Origin of the sequence: Gillisia hiemivivida, from assembly GCF_007997295.1 — a bacterium.
GTDB lineage: Bacteria > Bacteroidota > Bacteroidia > Flavobacteriales > Flavobacteriaceae > Gillisia > Gillisia hiemivivida.
The window spans coordinates 1-18599 of the sequence record NZ_VORY01000025.1 but is presented as its reverse complement, the minus strand read 5'-3'; the positions used below and the strand labels follow the sequence as shown (position 1 = coordinate 18599).

The 18599-nt window shown below is 35.2% G+C and carries 17 protein-coding genes and 1 other RNA gene; 10 read left to right on the top strand and 8 right to left on the bottom strand.

Features of this window, described 5'->3' with window-relative positions:
* Positions 1-55: 55 nt before the first annotated feature.
* The 4 genes from kdsA to ES724_RS14700 all read left to right on the top strand — a co-directional run bounded on the left by kdsA (position 56) and on the right by ES724_RS14700 (position 4815).
* Entirely contained in the window at positions 56-874 is an 819-nt protein-coding gene (kdsA, locus tag ES724_RS14715; RefSeq protein WP_146934282.1) for a 3-deoxy-8-phosphooctulonate synthase, read from the top strand.
* Between the two features lie 227 nt (positions 875-1101).
* Positions 1102-2253, top strand: a complete 1152-nt coding sequence (locus ES724_RS14710; protein WP_146934279.1) for a hypothetical protein — start codon at positions 1102-1104, stop codon at positions 2251-2253.
* 72 nt (positions 2254-2325) lie between these two features.
* Positions 2326-3951, top strand: a complete 1626-nt coding sequence (locus ES724_RS14705; protein ID WP_146934276.1) for a BCCT family transporter — start codon at positions 2326-2328, stop codon at positions 3949-3951.
* A gap of 6 nt (positions 3952-3957) precedes the next feature.
* Complete coding sequence (locus ES724_RS14700; RefSeq protein WP_146934273.1) at positions 3958-4815, top strand: universal stress protein; 858 nt, start codon at positions 3958-3960, stop codon at positions 4813-4815.
* Between the two features lie 72 nt (positions 4816-4887).
* On the opposite strand, the gene ES724_RS14695 is transcribed toward ES724_RS14700, so the two are convergent.
* Positions 4888-6096, bottom strand: a complete 1209-nt coding sequence (locus ES724_RS14695) for an NAD(P)-dependent oxidoreductase (protein ID WP_146934270.1) — start codon at positions 6094-6096, stop codon at positions 4888-4890.
* 187 nt (positions 6097-6283) lie between these two features.
* Here ES724_RS14695 and ssrA point away from each other — a divergent pair.
* Positions 6284-6685, top strand: a transfer-messenger RNA (tmRNA) gene (ssrA, locus tag ES724_RS14690).
* Positions 6686-7061: 376 nt separating this feature from the next.
* On the opposite strand, the gene ES724_RS14685 is transcribed toward ssrA, so the two are convergent.
* From ES724_RS14685 to ES724_RS14665, 5 genes are all read right to left on the bottom strand, one after another.
* Complete coding sequence (locus ES724_RS14685; RefSeq protein WP_146934267.1) at positions 7062-7880, bottom strand: mechanosensitive ion channel family protein; 819 nt, start codon at positions 7878-7880, stop codon at positions 7062-7064.
* Positions 7881-8208: 328 nt separating this feature from the next.
* Positions 8209-8880 carry a ferredoxin reductase domain-containing protein gene (locus tag ES724_RS14680; protein WP_146934264.1) on the bottom strand — a complete coding sequence of 224 codons (672 nt, stop codon included), beginning with the start codon at positions 8878-8880 and terminating at the stop codon, positions 8209-8211.
* 128 nt (positions 8881-9008) lie between these two features.
* On the bottom strand, positions 9009-9263 hold the full coding sequence (locus tag ES724_RS14675) for a hypothetical protein (protein WP_146934262.1): 255 nt from the start codon (positions 9261-9263) through the stop codon (positions 9009-9011).
* 397 nt (positions 9264-9660) lie between these two features.
* Positions 9661-10107, bottom strand: coding sequence for an MgtC/SapB family protein (locus ES724_RS14670; protein ID WP_146934259.1), 447 nt, complete (start codon positions 10105-10107; stop codon positions 9661-9663).
* Positions 10108-10155: 48 nt separating this feature from the next.
* A complete protein-coding gene (locus ES724_RS14665) occupies positions 10156-10893 on the bottom strand; it encodes a DUF3891 family protein (protein ID WP_146934256.1) in 738 nt (245 codons plus the stop codon).
* A 713-nt stretch (positions 10894-11606) separates the two neighbouring features.
* Here ES724_RS14665 and ES724_RS14660 point away from each other — a divergent pair.
* On the top strand, positions 11607-12233 hold the full coding sequence (locus ES724_RS14660; RefSeq protein ID WP_146934253.1) for a DUF998 domain-containing protein: 627 nt from the start codon (positions 11607-11609) through the stop codon (positions 12231-12233).
* A gap of 47 nt (positions 12234-12280) precedes the next feature.
* On the opposite strand, the gene ES724_RS14655 is transcribed toward ES724_RS14660, so the two are convergent.
* The gene (locus tag ES724_RS14655) at positions 12281-14080 is read right to left on the bottom strand and encodes a mechanosensitive ion channel family protein (RefSeq protein WP_246136888.1); all 1800 of its coding nucleotides are present in this window, start codon (positions 14078-14080) and stop codon (positions 12281-12283) included.
* A 992-nt stretch (positions 14081-15072) separates the two neighbouring features.
* Between ES724_RS14655 and ES724_RS14650 the strand changes: the two genes are divergently transcribed.
* On the top strand, positions 15073-15663 hold the full coding sequence (locus ES724_RS14650) for a DUF3347 domain-containing protein (protein WP_146934250.1): 591 nt from the start codon (positions 15073-15075) through the stop codon (positions 15661-15663).
* 365 nt (positions 15664-16028) lie between these two features.
* On the opposite strand, the gene ES724_RS14645 is transcribed toward ES724_RS14650, so the two are convergent.
* Entirely contained in the window at positions 16029-16709 is a 681-nt protein-coding gene (locus ES724_RS14645; protein ID WP_146934247.1) for a metal-dependent hydrolase, read from the bottom strand.
* 285 nt (positions 16710-16994) lie between these two features.
* On the opposite strand from ES724_RS14645, the gene ES724_RS14640 reads away from it, so the two are divergent.
* From ES724_RS14640 to ES724_RS14630, 3 genes are all read left to right on the top strand, one after another.
* The gene (locus ES724_RS14640; protein WP_146934327.1) at positions 16995-17315 is read left to right on the top strand and encodes a hypothetical protein; all 321 of its coding nucleotides are present in this window, start codon (positions 16995-16997) and stop codon (positions 17313-17315) included.
* Positions 17316-17324: 9 nt separating this feature from the next.
* Positions 17325-17828, top strand: a complete 504-nt coding sequence (locus ES724_RS14635; RefSeq protein WP_146934244.1) for a DUF2231 domain-containing protein — start codon at positions 17325-17327, stop codon at positions 17826-17828.
* Between the two features lie 341 nt (positions 17829-18169).
* The gene (locus ES724_RS14630) at positions 18170-18511 is read left to right on the top strand and encodes a hypothetical protein (protein WP_146934241.1); all 342 of its coding nucleotides are present in this window, start codon (positions 18170-18172) and stop codon (positions 18509-18511) included.
* Positions 18512-18599: the final 88 nt, after the last annotated feature.

Here is an 18599-nt window from a genome sequence, read left to right as displayed (position 1 = left end):
TTTTAGAATGCCAATAACTTTCTATATCATTATCTTTGTGGCATAACTGAACATAATGAAACTAGATAGAATTCCTCAAATACAACATATCAATTCAAATAACTTCTTTTTACTTGCTGGCCCATGTGCTATAGAGAGTGAAGAAATGGCTTTAAGAATTGCCGAAAAAGTTATGGAGATCACTAATAAATTAGAGATTCCTTATATTTTTAAAGGCTCCTTTAAAAAGGCAAATAGAAGTAGAATAGATAGTTTTACAGGAATTGGTGATGAAAAAGCATTAAAGATCTTGAGAAAGGTTTCTGAAACTTTTAAAATTCCAACAGTTACAGATATTCATGAGGTTTCAGATGCCTCCATGGCAGCAGAATATGTAGATGTTTTACAGATCCCGGCTTTCCTTGTTAGGCAAACAGATCTTGTTGTTGCAGCAGCAAACACAGGAAAAGTGGTGAATTTAAAAAAAGGACAGTTTATGAGTCCCGAAAGCATGAAACATGCGGTAACTAAGGTTACCGATTGTAATAATGAACAAGTGATGATCACCGATAGAGGGACCATGTTTGGATACCAAGATATGATAGTAGATTTTAGAGGCATCCCAACTATGAGGGAATATGCGCCCACTGTTCTAGATGTTACACATTCTTTGCAACAACCTAATCAAAGCAGCGGAGTTACAGGAGGAAGACCAGATATGATAGAAACCATTGCAAGAGCAGGAATTGTAAATAACGTGGATGGATTATTTATAGAAACACATTTTGATCCTGCCAATGCAAAAAGCGATGGTGCAAATATGCTAGATCTAAAATATTTAGAGAAGTTATTAACCAATCTGGTAGCCATTAGAAAGACAGTTAATTTATTATAACCAAGCAAATTCTTTAAACAGAAAACTCCTGCTATACGTAGGAGTTTTCTGGTTTATACAATTAAATCTCAACTAGAGAATTAGCAATATTTCGTATATTTTAAAATATTAATTTGTTATAGCTTTCCTAAATACAGCTAAAAACTTTTATTGAAGTCGTAAATTACGAAAATTGGGATTTCCCCCCTTACAATCCAAAAAAATTAGCTAACCTCATAATTCCCTACATGATAGATAAGAATACTCATTTAAATTTTTCAAGGAAACTTTTTCTAGTTCTATTAACACTGTGCTTTGTATTGCCAACATTTGCGCAGGATACTCCACAATTAAAGTTGGGAGGGGCGCTGCGTTTTAATTACAACCTATCATCTTGGAAAGATGGACAGAAAAAACGCGGAGGTGATTTTGGCTATGATATGTTTAGAGTGAATGCCGAAGCTGCTTATAAAGGAATATTCCTCAACGCTGAATATCGTTTATATTCAGAAGGCTTTGGAGGAGGTTTCCTAAAACAAGGCTGGGTAGGTTATAAATTCAATGAATTAGATCAAATTCATGTTGGTCTTACACAAGTCCCTTTCGGAATTCAGCAATACAACTCAAATAACTGGTTCTTTAATCTTACATATTATGTTGGGATGGAAGATGACCACGATATGGGTGTAAAATACATGCATTCTGGAGAAAAATTTGAATACCAACTGGCATTCTTCAAAAATGCGGAGGAATTAAGATTTGGTAACAATACAGAAAGTTCTCCTAATAGATATTCCTATGATATTGTTGGGAGAAATAAAGAAATAAATCAGTTCAATGGAAAGTTCATTTATAAATTTGGAAAAGATGCTGCACATAGGCTGGGCTTTTCAGCTGAATATGGTAAGCTCTACAATCTAGACACTGAAGAGCTAGGAGATCATGGTGCACTCGCGGCCCATTACGAGCTAACCAAGGGAAAGTGGAATGCAAGGGCTCAATTTATTACAGCTTCTAATGATCCAGCAAATGCTGAAGGAGAGTCTAGAGATGTGGTAATCATGGCTGCTTATGGAGCTCCTTACGAAGTTGCTGCTCATTTTAATATGTATTCTTTAACAATTTCCAGAAATGTTCCTGTAGAATGGGGGCCAATTTCCAATTTGCAATTTTATAATGATTTTGGTTATATGCAGAAGAAAACTCAGGGTTTTGAAGACTCTTATATGAACGTTACCGGAGTCCTGGTAAGTGCCGGAAATGTATATACCTATGTAGATTATGCTGCCGGATACAATCATTCCTGGTTAGGCGGAAATTTTGTAGACGATTTCTCTACTGGAAACCCAGATGCTAAATGGGAAGCGAGATTTAACATCAATATTGGTTATTATTTTTAATAATAATCTAGTAACTTATAGCATTTGCTATTCTAAAAAAACTAATTCCCTATCAAATAAAAAAGCTGTTTTATGACTAAGAAAATTATAAGAAGTGATGAAAAAAAATCCATTTTTGGATTAGAAGTGAATGGCCCTGTATTTTTCACCTCGGCTATTACCATCATCATCATCATAACATTAACCCTGATGTTTAAAGAGCAGGCAGAGGGATATTTTACCGCAACTCAGGATTTTGTTGCAAATAAGGCGGGTTGGTTTTTTATATTAAGCGTAAATGTTTTTCTGATATTTATGATTTATCTGGCCTTCAGCAAATTTGGGCAGTTAAGGATTGGAGGACAAAGTGCGAAACCCGAATTTAAAACCCTTTCTTGGTTCGCGATGCTATTTAGTGCGGGAATGGGAATTGGGTTGTTGTTTTGGAGTATTTCAGAACCAATTTATCATTTCTTAAGTCCGCCAATGGCAGAAGGCGGAACTGCCGAAGCAGCTAAGGAAGCTATGAAATTTACCTTTTTACACTGGGGTTTTCATGCCTGGGCAGTTTATGCATTGGTAGGATTATCCTTGGCGTATTTCACCTATTCTCGTGGACTTCCACTAACTATTCGCTCTGTATTCTATCCTTTTTTAGGAGATAAAATTTACGGAAAAATTGGAGATGCTATAGATATCTTTGCTGTACTAGCCACTTTATTTGGTCTTGCTACTTCTTTAGGATTGGGGGTTCAACAAATTGCAGCAGGATTAAACCACCTCTTTGGAATAGATAGCGGTGTACAAACTCAAATTTTTCTAATTGCAGGAATAACGGCAATTGCTACTGTTTCAGTTGTTTTGGGAGTAGATAAGGGAGTGAGAGTTTTGAGTGAATGGAATATGAGAATAGCTGTGCTATTTCTTCTAATAGTATTGGTATTAGGACCAACGATCTTTATTTTTAAATCCTTCGTGCAAAATACAGGAAATTATTTTTCAGGTTTTCTTGAGGCTGCAACCTGGACAGAAAGTTATACCGGTTCTAATTGGCAAAATGCCTGGACCGTGTTTTACTGGGGATGGTGGATTGCCTGGTCTCCTTTTGTAGGAATGTTTATTGCTCGTATTTCCAAAGGGCGTACCGTGCGTGAGTTTATTTTGGGAGTTTTATTAGTGCCTTCTATTGTAACTTTTTTCTGGATCTCAGCATTTGGAAGCACAGCCATACATCAAGCGCTTCTTGGAGATGAGACTATTACAAATGCGGTAAATGATAATGTTGCCACTGCCCTTTTTGTGTTTTTGGAAGATTATCCTTTCGCATTTATTCTTAACATTATTGCAATAATATTAATTGCAGGGTTCTTTGTTACCTCTTCAGATTCTGGATCTTTGGTGGTAGATAATTTAACCTCTGGAGGTAAATTAGATGCACCTGTAGGACAAAGAATCTTTTGGGCCATTGCGGAAGGTAGTATTGCTGCAGTTCTTTTAATAGGAGGTGGATTACAAGCACTTCAAACGGCCACTATAGTAACAGGATTGCCCTTTGCCATGATATTAATAGTCATGTGCTTCTCACTTTACAAAGGTTTAAGTGAGGACTTTGAAAAACTTAAAAAACAGGAATCACAGAAAGAGCTCGAGAATTATGAAGAAATAGTTTCCGACATAGTAAAGAAAAGAAATACAAATCAGCAAAACACTTTAAAATAGTTCGCTATGTACAATATTAATAACATTCTAGTTGCGCTCGACTTATCTGATATAGATGATACTTTAATTAACTACGCTTCATTTATTGCTGAAACACTTAAAGTAGATAAGGTATATTTTGTGCATAATATAAAGAAATATGAAATTTCAGCATTGTTCGAAGAACAGTTAAAAAATCTAAATCTTGATGAAATAATTGGGGATGAGTTAAATGAAAAGGTAGAGGAGAAATTCAAGGCCCCTGTAGAATGGGAAGTACTTATTTCAGAAGACCCATATTCAGAATCTCTTATAAATTATATCGTAAATAAATACGAGATCCAACTAGCCATTATTGGTAACAAGAACAAAGTAAAAGGATCAGGAGTGGTAAGTATGAAATTGCTTCGTATGCTTAAATGCAATATCCTGTCTATTCCAAAAAACGCAAAACCAGAAATCACTAATATTTGGGCAGGAGCAGATTTTTCTACCGCTTCCAAAAAAGTATTTGAGCTGACTGATCTATTACAGAACAGCACTAACGCAAATGCAAAAGCAGTGCACGTTTATAATATGCCGGTTCAATTCTCTCCTTATATACCTAAGGAAAACCTCGATCTTAAAATTGAAAAACATTTAAAAGAACGCTATGAGAAGTTTGTAAAAAAACTCCATTTAACAAGAGAATTAGAACTTGAGATCATTCCAGGAAGAGAAACCGGAGTCGCTGAAAAATTGCAAATAAAGGCAAAGAACTCAAAAGTGGATTTAATTGTTTTAGGAGATAAAGGTGGAAACACTTTTTCTTCGCTACTTATAGGTAGTGTAACCGAAGAACTTTTTAATCAGGATTTGGATGTACCACTATGGATCACTAAGTAATAGTAGATCCTTTTATAAAAAAAGCTTGTAATTTATAATTGCAAGCTTTTTTGTTTGTGTATTTCTTAAAACTTATTCTTTACCGTCTACATAATTTTGGAGATAGCTAAATCGTTCTGCTAGCTTACCGTTTTCAGTCATTTTTGCTCGTTCTAAAATGCCATCTATATCTAGATTAAAAAATGCAGGAATTACATGTTTCATAAACATATCCCCAAATCCTTTACTAGCATCTTTTGGTAGCTCACATGGTAAATTATCTACTGCCATTACAGTTATAGCACTTTTTTCTCTAAAATCTACCTCTTCTCCTGTTTTTGGATCATATCCGTAAATTGGATCTGCAATTGTTGAGGATCTTATGGTACTTGCAATAGGAATTCCTATATCGCAAGACACATCTGCTACTAATTTTATTTTGAATTTTGGGGAATTAGCTTGCTCCTGAGTAAAGAAGATCGGGGCACCATCCCCATAGAAGTGTCCAGCTATAAACACATGACTCACCTCAGCAAATCTCATAAAGTTGGAGTTGTATTCTTCTGGGTGGCTATAAAAATGTTTGTTAGTGATATTAGTTCCACTTTTATGAACATTGTAATCTAAAACATCTATTAAACAATATACTGGCTCGTTGAAGTCATTATTCAAGTATTCCTCTACCCCTACTTGTTTTATTTTAAGATGGTCTAATATTTCTTTGGCTCCATGGGCCACTTTCCCGGAACCAGTAAGTACTATTTTAATGTTAGGTAATTTGATCTTATCTAATTCTAACAAGACACTTTTTAGATCTGGAAGTATATCTACTTTAGGCATCTCAAAAATTCCATCCCTCAAGCCTAAGGCCCGAAAGCAATTGTAGGCTCCCACGAGTCCTGCATATCTTCCAAAACCTATCAGTCTTCGGCCATTTGTCTTTACTATGACTTCATAATCGTACAGGTCTATATTGTTTTTTAAAATGGCTTCTAACAACTCTCGATTATAAGGTTGTTTTTTAATAGTATGCGAAAAGAAAAAATATTTTTTATTAGGAATTAGGCTTGCGATTGGTACTTCTTTTACCCCTAGCAACACCTCACAATCTGAAATATCTTGAGACACTTCAAATCCTGCTTCTTCGTATTCTGAATCTTTAAAGATCCTAATATCTGATGCTTCAATTTTAAAACTTGCCTCTGGAAATTTTTGAACGATCTCTTGTAATTTTTTAGGAGAGAAAACAACTCTTCTATCTGGTGGAGTTTTACGCTCTTTAATTAGGGCAAATTTTATCATATGTTGGTATATCTTTTGAATATTGTTATGCGTGTTCCAAAGATATAAATTTTAATCTGTATCTTTGCAGCCGCGTTAGGGATAGAAGTAAAAATCCCACTTTAATTTATTTGAAATTAGAGTGGATTGAAACGGATAGCCCGGCCCTCGCTTTTGCGGGGGAACGCACAAAAGTTCATTATTTTATGGGGTCGACTTGGATTTGACAGCGAGTCTAATTGGATGGTAAGCACGTCGAGCGCTGAGATATAGCTCGTAAATCTCATATTTCACACTTTTTTAAACGGCGAGAATAACTACGCCTTGGCTGCATAATCCGAATTACAGTAGGATTATCTTTATCCCTACCAGGTAGGGAGCCGAGATGCCTCGTGAAAGCCTTGATTTACGGCGTTCACACCAGAGGTATCGATAAAGTAAATATAGGAATTGCAGGGTCTTGATGTAATTCCGAAACTCAATTGAGAATACGTGTAAGATTGGTGGTTTTCGGCCGGTCTTGCATCGACAATTAAGTGAAGACTAAGCGTGAAGAAAGCTATGTTAATTACTTGTTTGGACGAGGGTTCGAAACCCTCCGACTCCACTATGAAGCGGCAAACCCGCAACAGATTAAAACTAATGAATTCCCGTCAAGCTCGCTTGAACGGGAATTTGTTGTTTTAGGATGTAGCTTGTTTTTACAAGCTGGGATTGACATTTCCTAATAGGGAAAACCAGGGTTCTATCTACCCTGCGACTCCACAATCAAGCGCTGCTATGCTGCGGATTAAAAAACAAAAATCTGCCGGGCTTTTTAGCCTGAGCAGATTTTTTTATTTTGAGACGCCCGGACTGAAAGGACGGAGGAGTATTCCTGCTTTCCTATTGGGAAGCATTCCTGACCATTTCTATTAGAAAATACGACTGCCCGAAAGTGCGGTTCGGTATGGGCTGTATAGGGGCATTATTAGATTAATTCAGCCTTAATCTTCCTTGTAGATTGCATGTTTTGGGATTGGTATCTTAATACCTTCTTTGTCCAGTTCTTTTTTAACCGCTTCCAGTTGTTCCCAGTAAGCAGGCCAGTATTCTACAGATTCAACCCAACTTCTGGCTTTAATTTTCATTTGATATTCCCCAATCTCGTCTAACCACACATCTACCGGCAGGTGTCTGGCTAGTTTTGGATGTTTACCCATCCCATTAATAATAACCCGGCGCAACTCATCTATATCTGAATCAAAAGAAAATTTTAAATCAAGGTCAATTCGGCGGAATTTTTCCATGGTACGGTTGTCCACATCGCTATTGGAGACATTTCCATTGGGCATAGTAATGATTCTACCATCAAATGTTTTAATACGGGTATATAATATGTCAATTTTCTCGACAAATCCCAAGTTATTATTTACATGAATCAAATCACCTACCTGAAACGGTTTAAATACAAGAATAAGTATTCCTCCCGCAAAATTGGATAAACTCCCCTGCAAAGCAAGACCAATAGCTATACCGGCTGCGCCAAAAATGGCTATAAAAGACGTCGTTTCAATTCCTAAAATAGATCCGATGATAAAGAACAAAAAACCATAAAACAAGAAGACACTAAAACTCTCCACAAAGGTTTTCAGAGAAAGTTCAGTATTAGATTTTTTTAATGCGCTTTTCAGCATCCGCATTAAAACCTTAATTAAAAAGATTCCCAGAATGAAGACTACTATGGCAAAAATAAATGCAGGTCCTATTTCTAGTAAGAAATCTAAAAGTTGTGATTTTAGTTTTATCCAAAAGTCTTTATCCATAGTATATACTGGGTTCAGAATGAGTTCTCAAATGTAAATATGCATTATATGAAAAATTTCTTGAATCCAACTATCCTCCAGGAAAATACCCACCCTAATGTGCCGTATGGTTTGGGCGGGAGTCGGGGAATTATTAAGAATCAAGAACCTCGGCGCAAGTCCGCCTGAATATTTCGGGCAGGCCTCGGGGAATTAAACCCTCAATGAGGGATTAAAATCTTTTTTTAAGAAATGATTGTAAATGCTGTCTAATGAAGCGAAATTAAAAAATCTGATGCTTTTTTATTTATATAAACGCCTTAAATTTCAAATCCGGCAGTTTAACCACCTAATACTCCTCAGTTACAATTTTCTTTTTATCTACATTTAAATTATTTAGTTGTTTTTCCATTGCCTCCACCATAGGAGGAGGACCACATACATAAAAATTAGAGTCTAAAGAGTTTGCATTCTTTTTTATAAAATCTTCAGAAATATGACCATGGGCATGTCCTTCTGTCTCTTCTTCCGAAAGGATATTAATGAAATTTTCGCCTAACATCTCCTGGAATTCTTTTTCAAGGATGATGTCTTTCTTGGATTTATTGGCAAAAATAAGCTTGTTATTGCCCAATTTCCCGGTATCCCGCAAATGCCTAATGATGGATATAAATGGCGTGACCCCCGCTCCACCTGCAATAAAGGTGCCTTCTCCTTGATAGGCAATTGCGCCAAAGACATCGTTTAAAATAAGTTTGTCCCCAGTCTTTAAATCGAGCAATTTATTGGTAACGCCCTCATGGGAAGGATAGGTTTTTATCATAAATTCCAAATAATCCTCCTTTGGCAAACAGATAAAGGTGAATGGCCTGCCTTCGTTTTTCCAGCCTTCTTTATCGATAAAAATTTCGGTGGCCTGGCCTGGGTTGAAGTCGATCCCGTTTGGCTTTTCGGTTACAATGTGAAGCACATCATGGGTGTTGTGCGATATTGATTTTATTTTAACGGGTTGTTTTTCCATATCGATCCATTTTTAAATGATTATTAGGCTTTACACCGATTTCTCCTTATTGGCCTGATGCAAGACTCAGGTTAAGATACAAAATTTTGTTTTCCAGTTTCTTTACCTTATCATTAAAAACCTGAACTTTATCTTGTTTTTTTACTCCCTGTTTTGGTTAGATGAGATTTATCTTTCAGCAATAGTTCCAAAGGCGGCCATTTGCGGATCATATACGTTGAAATACTCCGCATTTTCAAGATCCTCTTTTTAGCTTCCGATTGTGTAAGTAAAATTTCTTCATCTTGGATTAGCCTTTTAGATTCCAAAAGATTCATTGGTGAAGAAAAAAATTCTTTGGCAATTCTGGCATCGCTTATGGAAGCTGCAGGTCCTAATAACAAAAATAAGCATCAGAAAACTAGGGTTAGGAGGAAGATTATACGCATCCTGATTTTTATATATAGTTCACAATGTAAATCAGTATCACTAAACAAAAACTGAGGTTATCAAATTTGTAGATTTTAAGGTACTTCGGGAATCTATTGTGTACAATACAGCGGTGCTTGTAGATTTTGAATTCTCGAGTAATCGGGAGAAAGAATATTTGTGAGCAGATTCTGTTACAATTACCTAATTGCCAGAATCGATTTTTAATTCTTTAGAACTGAAATACATTGTAACAATTATAAGGACAGTATAGCTCTAAAAATGAATCAAAAATGAGTTTTCTTTCAATGTTAAATATTATTGATAATCACTAATCAACTAATACCTTTTAAATTAATTTTCGATTTTCTTTTATTGATCATCCTTATTTGCTTTACCATTCAATTTATCATTTAAATAACCAAAAATCAGATTTATAAGAATCACAAAAATAGTAAAAGCAAGCAAGGGGAAATAAAGACCGAAGCCTGCAAGACAGCCAGCTGCTGCGCTACACCAGATGGTAGCAGATGTTGCTAGTCCCTTCACTATAGAGCTATTCTTATCATGTAAAATCACACCGGCGCCCAAAAAACCTACTCCTACAACAACCTGGCCTACTATCCTTGTCATATCAGTACTATCTGAGGACTCAAATAATAGAGATATAATAATAAAAGTAGCGGCACCAAGTGCAACTAAAGAATAAGTTTTTAAACCCGCAGGCTTTCCTTTAAATTCTCTTTCTAATCCCATAAGAGCCCCACTAAAAGCTGCAGCGCTAATTTTAATTATAAATTCCCAGATATCTAATTCCATTTTTACTATTATTTCTAGGTTAGTGTAAAATGCTCTATTTCAATTTAATTACTTGCTAAATTTCCAATTTTTAAATCTGATGGGACTTTCATTCAACAACCTTTGAAATTCTTTGTTATTTGAAAAGGAATTATTCTCTAATAATTTATATTCTGCGTTTACAGTGAAATTATCTTTTTCAAAAATCCAAGGTTTTACTTGAATATTAGAAGATTCCGCCTGCTTGATCCAAAAAGTTTTATCGCTAATACTTTTATTTATTTCGAGTAATCTATTTTTAGCTGGTATCGCATTTTGGCACAAAATCAATGAACATCTATCAGCAAACACTAAAATTTGATAAACTTCATCAACTTCTTTCTCTGTGAGATTCTGGCTTTTAATATAATGGGACTCCGCTTTCTCTAATTCCCTTAGAAAATCTGCAATAGTCTTTTTTTTCTTAGCAATATCATTATAAATAAACCTGAGGTGATGTGCAATTAGCATAGAGATCCATGAAGACTTTTCTTCGGATTGATGGAGTAATCTTTTGGAACGTTTGACTATTTCCGTAACATTCCTATTTTCAAGTAGGAAGTCTCTTGGTGTTCCTATCTTGGTTAAATAATTTTTCTCATCAAAATCTAATTGTCTATCATCATGTTCAATTATAGCCGCAAGGGTAGCCACCCAATTTTTACTTTTGTATTTATCCTGAATTTCATTGGCAATTTTTCCTGCTAATAAACCATGTGTGGAATGAGAAAATATTTCCCAACCATCGTTTTTTGGATTTACTATCATAGCTTACACGATGAAGGAGAAACTTTTAAAAAGCACTCTCCGTTTTGCTCCTTGCAAGTTGTATTGAAATCTTCTGATAAACTTGGCAGAGCATCATTAGCAATGATTTCACTAATTGAGATTGTTTCCATGATTAAGTAATTGATTTACAATTAACTAATTTATTAAATCAATGGGATAACTTTTTGTGTATTTCAGTTAAACCTTTCATAATAAGAGCAATACCATTAAGGCTCTTTATTAAAGGTTCTGAATTAATTTCATACGACTGAACTCTTCCGTGGGGATGTTTATAAGTAGTTCCTACCTGTCTGGGTATCCCTTTTCTTAACGAAAGCCTAGATAGCTTTCAAGTAGCGCTTAAAATATTCAAACAGTAAGCTACCAATGGCCGGATTTGGTTTAAACACTCGCGCATTAAATTTTAAATCTTTTAAATGTCGAATCGTAGATAAAATTTAGAAAGAATCAAGAACCTCGGGGCAAGCCCGCCCGAACGGTACGGGCGGGCCCACAAGGTATGTCCCGATGGTTCGGGAGAAAAAAAATTTTAAAAATTCGAGGCAGGCCTCGGGGAATTAAACTCTCAATGAGGGATTAAAAAGGAGAAACCAAATAGAACTCTCTCTTATCTAATTAAATTAATGGATAGGGATAAGGCCTAAAATTGAAGAGGATTAATAGTAAGTTATTATTTCACTAAAACTTCTGAAATGACTTTATTATATTTATCAAAAAAATTGCAAAAATCTATAATTTATAAAGTCTGCGGAGTTGTTGGTATCATTGGTTGTATCGCAGTAATAGCTAGTGATATAATAGGAATAGCGGTTCACGAGAAGCACGATCCTATAAGTGATACGATTAGCATGTTGGCAATAGGAAAGTATGGCTGGATACAGGATTGGGGTCTGGATATACTGGCATTGGGGTATTTTGCGCTCGCCATTGGACTTTATACCTGGAAGCGTAAAGATGCAAAATGGCTTATTAGCCTAATAATTTTAGTGTTGATAAGTATAGTCCTTGTATTTATAGCCGAACACAATCAATATGCTGGAAGACCTGGCCATAATATACACCGGAAACTGGTTTATGCATTAGCTGGCTTGTTTCTGATTTTGAATTTCTTAATTAGTTCTGATCTAAAGTTATTAGCGCCATTTCTGAAAAAATTCTCACTCTGGATTGCTGCACTGTGGTTGATTTCTGCTCCACTATTACCCTTAATTCCAGATTCATGGGATGGTGCTTATGAACGACTTGTCTGTACTTTATTAGTTGTTTGGCCAGTGGTTGTATCCTATCATTTGTTTAAATTATCTAGTTCAGAATCCTAAATAAAAGCTTTGAATAATATATATCGTCCTTTTGTTTAATTGGAATTTCATCTATCACTTTTGTCAGAAGACTCTACAGCAATTCTGGTTTTTGATAGTCCCAGGCCTGCTTCTAATTCGCAGATATAATGAATAAGTTTTTCCCTCAACTCGCACTGTAAATCCCAAGCCAAAAAAGGGTCTTTAGCACTGCACAATGCTCTAATCTTAATAGCTTTTTCAGTGGATTCTACAACTTGAACGGACGGTGAAACTTGTTCATCCCAATCTGAGGATTCCCTAAGGAGTTCTTCAAATTTTTCCCGAACTTTTTGGATATTAATTCTGTAATCGGTATAAATATCGATGGAACGAATTTGCTTTGAACCTCGCATTGACCAATTTTCGAATGAATTTGAAATGACAGTTTTAAGAGGTGTAACTATTCTTCTTTCATCCCAAGTTTTAACGATCATAAAAACAAACCCAATGTCTTCTACGTGGCCCCATTGGCCATCGAATAATACCAGATCACCAATCTGAGCTGGTTTAGTAATTGCTATTTGAATTCCAGCAATAATATTACCCAAAGTACTTTGAGCACCAATACCAATAATTATGGTGGCCACTCCTGCAGATGCAAAGAGTGATGTCCCCAAGTTTTCGAAACCTTCAAATTGAGATAAAATGATACCGGCTCCTATCAAAAAAATTATAAACGTAACAATCCTTCTAGCTACCGATAAATGGGTAAGGACTCTACGTGCCTCTATATTTTCTTCAGCATAGATATCATCTGTTTCATTTTCAGCCATATAAGAAAAAAAGGCGTCTAAAAAACGCATGACGAACCAGGTACCAAAAGCTACTGTAGCAATTAAAAGCGTTGTGTAAAATCCATTAGCAAAATCCCCGGTAAATACAACTAAGTTGTTTAAAAGCAAATAAAGAGTAAGCATACCAACGAAAAAAGCTGCGGGTAGCGCTAAGCGAAATGAGAAAGAAGAAATCCACTCCAACTTTGAGTTGCCAAATATTCGTTTTAAGATAAACATTGTGAACCAGCCTAATACGTAGGCTATCACAAAAGAAATTAATAATCCAATAATTTTCCAAAGGGGTATTTGTAAAAACTCAATCTCCAAACCCCAGTCATCTGGTATTAGTTGAACCATTTTAGTCGGTCCGTATTCTGCATAAAGAGCATCAATATGTTCCACTGTGTTAGCAGATATAACCCAGTATGGCGGTTCGGTTTTGTATTTTATCCGTTGTAGCCTGAAAGTTACATCTCTTTCCTTGAGATTCAATTTTCCGAAAACTATGCTCTTTCTTGGTTTTCCGGAAGCGGCTTTATTTTTATTAAATATCTCATCTATTTGTCCATCGGGCCTCTCAGATAATTTATCCCAGTCAATACTGATGTTTTTATTAATTATAATATAAAGTTTCTGGGCTAATTGCGCTATTTGCCTTTCCGAAACATTTTCAGGCATCAAATTTAAATTAAGGGAATAGGAAGCCTTGAGATAATCACCGTTCCTAGCGCTCAAAATAAAATTTTCAAGAGAAGCTTGGGGAGTTTCTCTGTTAACATTCATTTCCGATTGATCAAAGAATTGATTTCTGTGATGAACAACATAATAATTCTCTGCATAACCTTGAATTGATTTTGTTTTCAAATTAGACTTTGCTATTGTGCTGTCTTTTGATGGAATATTGGAATTGATAGAGTCTTGAGCTTGAGCTTGAGAAGTGTAAACTCCTATCCCGCCCATATTGCTCAAAAGAACAAATAGAAGTGCGTTTAAAACTGTCTTAATTGATAAAAGCATTTCATAATTTGGGACTATAGATATTTTTTTCAAGCGATATTTTTTTTAAGAATTGTTTCCAATGACGGCAAAGTTTTTCTGTTGATTCGAGAGCTTAGGAAAGAGGGAACTTTTTTATTCTAATTTTAAATTGAAATACTTTTTTGTGAGCTTCCCTTACCGAAGTTCTTTAGTTAATAATCCAAATTAAACTATCCACAATTAGCAAAAGAGTGAATTAGTGCATTTTTTACAAAAAAAAATTCCTGCTCTTTACTACATCAATATATTACATACTATCCTTAATGCAAATGGTATAATCTAAACTATATTGATAAATTGCTTGGAACAGAAAATATACTCTACGATGTACGAGGGAGGAAGAGAGTTCTATAAAGTTAAGTAAAAAATATAAAATGAGGTTTAGACCACGTATTTGTAACCAAATAATTTGGATTGAAAAATTGGAACGCTTACCAAAAATCGGTTTCAGAACATTTTATGATATATGCTGAATTGTTACATTGTAATAAAGGTTGCTCAGGAATAGTAATATTTATTTAAATATCGGCTCTAAAGGAATTTGTTATTAGAAGGTGAGGTAAACTATATTGTAATTTTTTACGGATGAGACATATCCTCCATTACTCCAGAAATCAATATTTTATCGATCATTATTTTTGTCACCTTTATTGCTATGGTATTTCTACTGCAACTTAAAATACAGGCACCGTGAAAATCTAAAAAAACAATAACAGCAGTACAGCACTAATTAAAACGAAAGAAACTAAATATATGGACAGTACACCAAAGAATTACGAACCTGATATTTTAAGGGATGGATCCGAAAAATAAAGCCTGCAGCTTTCCAATGATTATGAAGAAAGAAAACAATCTTTGAACGCTAAAAATTAGAACGAGAAATTATTTTTCAACGAAACCTTTGCGCAGATTAAAAAAGTCATCGATAAGGAAAACGAACTTAAAAAGAAAGATTACCGCATAATTGCATTATATCGGAACCAAAAACTATAAATAACAGAAATATGAAAACAATGATAAACGGTTTAGGAATGCTAGCCCTTGCTACTGCAACGATGTTGACCGTATCGTGCAAAGATGCAGACAAAAATGAAGCTCCTGTGCCTATGGTTAATGAAATGCATCAGGAAACAATTACTGATAGCGATGATTTGACGTTGAACGGCAGTCAGAATGCAAATCTTGAAGCAGTTCTAAAGGATTACTTTAATCTCAAGGATGCTTTAGTAGCAGATGACAATACAAAAGCCAAAGATTTGGGAATGACATTGACAAAATCATTAGGGTCATTTTTTGCATCAAGCTATACTGATAGTCAACAATCAGAATTGAAGGATATTATCTTTCGTGCCAAAGAGCACGCAGAGCATATAGGCAAAAGCGACATCAAACACCAACGTGAACACTTCAAAATGTTAAGCAAAGACCTTACTGATTTGGTCGCTATTACAGGAACTAACATGAAATTATACGAGCAATTTTGCCCTATGTACGATGGCGGCAGTGCGTGGTTGAGTATGAATGAGGAAGTGCGCAATCCATATTACGGAACCTCCATGTTGACATGCGGAAAAGTACAACGAGTGATCAACTAAAACGATCAGGATTTTTTTAATTGACTAAAATTGAAATTAGTTTCACTCGGCTATAAATTTAATGCTCGGAAATGATTAAAACATCCTTACTTCTGAAAAGAAAAATCAAGAACCTCGGGGCAAGCCCATGAGGTATGTCCCGATGGTTCGGGAGGAAAATCCTTTTAAAAGTTCGAGGCAAGCCCGCCTGAATGAAATTCTTTTCGGGCAGGCCTCGGGGAATTAAACCCTCAATGAGGGATTAAAAGGTAAAAGTTATACTTTTTATTTTGCCGCTTTAAAAGAAGTATTGTAAAAAATCCATGGTACAAGCCTATCAGGAATTTAAAATTTCAACAACTAGAACTCATAAATCTGTCTTAGAATTATACGGTTATCGATTTACCTACTTCCAAAAGTACAAGTTCTTTTCCAGCTTTATCAAATGTTTGCTTGGCGACATCATGGTCGATCTTGGTAAAGGGCAGCGCGTCGTAGTGAACGCCGAGCACCCTGTTGCACTCCACAAAATCGCTCGCTATGACCGCATCTTCAGCACCCATAGTGGCCACATCGCCGATGGGTAATACCGCCAAGTCTATTTTTGCCCATTTTGGAATGAGCTTCATATCCATGGTAAGGGCTGTGTCGCCCGCGATGTAAACGTTTTTTTCTTTTCCCATAAAGATAAAACCACTGGGGTTGCCACCATAACTCCCGTCTGGAAAGCTACTTGTGTGTACAGCACTTACACACTTCACCTTTCCAAAATTAAAACTTCGGGTACCGCCCTGATTCAATGGCATGGCTTCAATATCTTTCTCGACATAGTGCTGATAGATTTCAAAGTTACCCACTATGGTCGCTCCTGTATTTTTTGCGATTGCCTCTGCATCGAGCACATGGTCAAAATGCGCATGGGTCAGGAATATATAGTCGGCCTTGAGATCCATGATATCTATCTTATCCTTTGAAAGTTCGTTTTCAGTGATAAATGGGTCTATAATAATAGTTGACCCTCCCATTTCGAGGGTCAGACTGTTCTGTCCGTAATAGGTGATTTTCATTTTTTATACTTTTTTCGTTTTCATTAAATTTACAAAATAAAGTAGTTCTAGCAGAGCGCATGAGGTATAAGAATTTCTTAAAAATAAATCAAAATTCGAAATTCTAAAAAAAAAGATGCACGCATCTGGGAATTAAATTTTCAACTCACAAAATCCAATTTCTCCCAATTATTACGCTGACTTTAAAAATTTAATCCAATTATATTAAACAATACCATTAGCAGCAAGTTTAAAAAAATAAGTAGAATCAAAATGTAATTTGTAAATTTGAAAAAAGTAAAAAAAATGAAAAAATTAATTTTAGGATTAGTATTAGGATGTGCCTTTTTGCTAACCTCTTGTGGTGAAAACAAAAATACTGACGTTTTAGACTCTGGAACCTACCAAGGCGTAGCAGAAAAAGTTGAAGCAGACGAAAAAGAAATTTATGTTAGAACGTCTGATGACAAACTAGTTGAATTGTATTTCACAGATGAAACTACAGTTATGACAAGTGACGGACAAGCTTCCTCTTTTGATGAACTAAAAGAAAACACTAAAGTTGAGATAACAGTTGAGAAAAAAGGAAATAAAAACGTACCTGTTTCTGTAAAAATACTTGAGTAATACAAATTGATGATTGCAGAAATACCTTCATTATGGAGAGAAGAAGTATGGCATCCACTTTCTGTTCATTTACCAATAGTCACCTTGCTTTTATCTTCTTTGGCAGCTATCGTAAATTTAGCTGTTAATAATAAGATTTATCATCTCTTTCTCAAACAGATGGTTTTTGTAATGTTGACTATTGGAGTGCTGAGTGGTTGGATTGCCATTTATACAGGGGATTTGGCTTACTCAATTGAAGTAAGAAAAATTTGTGACCCTAAAATTCTGCAAGAGCATCAATGGTGGTCTTATACTACTATGATTGTTTATTCAGTAGTGTTTTTTCTGAAAGTGATACCCAACTTCATCGTTCTCAAGTTTTCTAAGATAAAAAAGATAGTTAGCCTTATTTTATTAATTGCAGCTCTTTTTGGTTTGCTTTATACAGGGCATTTAGGTGCTTCTTTAGTATATCAGCAAGGAGCGGGAACTTATAAACCATCTGAGGATTGTTCTGAATTTGTTAGATAGCAAAGTGTTTATTGCTACCAACAAATGAAAAATCAGCAATCAAAGCAATTTACATTAGTCTTATTGGTAGCGTGTTTTATCATCGATAAAATTAATTTCAACTGACATTTCACATATTAGCATTCATATTGAATCTGAAAACGAGGAAAAACCAGCTTTCAACATTTTTTCTATAAAAAGTGAGTAATCCACTGAAAAGTAATATTTTAGTGACCAAGTAACAACCAATTAGGGACAATTCCGATAGCTAGCTATCGGGTGATTGCTCTTGCTCTTCGATACTTCAGTTAATTAAAATCGTTACAAAACATTGCTCAAAAAGTGCTGATTAAGCTAAAAGAATGATTAAAAAAATATTGCTTTGTATTGCAACCATCTTTTTGATCTGGCAATCGTTTGTTCTATTAAGTAACCTTGATAAATTGGTGATTAATTCATGGGGATTAATAATTTTTACCGCTTGGATTATTAACTTGTTTATTACTGGGATATTTGCTTTTTCCGGTTTTGCTTTCCCAACACAAAAACTGCTTCCAAAATCATATTACCAAATACACCATCCTAAAAGCTTAAAGAAAACATATGAAGTATTAAGAGTTAATATGTTCAGGCAAATGCTGTTGGCTACTCTATGGAAAAGTAAGGGATCAATCTCAAAAGTTGTGTGTGAATTGAAAATGTAGTTCGATATTTGCCAAAAAAAGAGGTTTGGATAACTACCTAGATTTAATTAAGCTTGTATTGCCACAATTCTTAGTGGATCATTTTGAT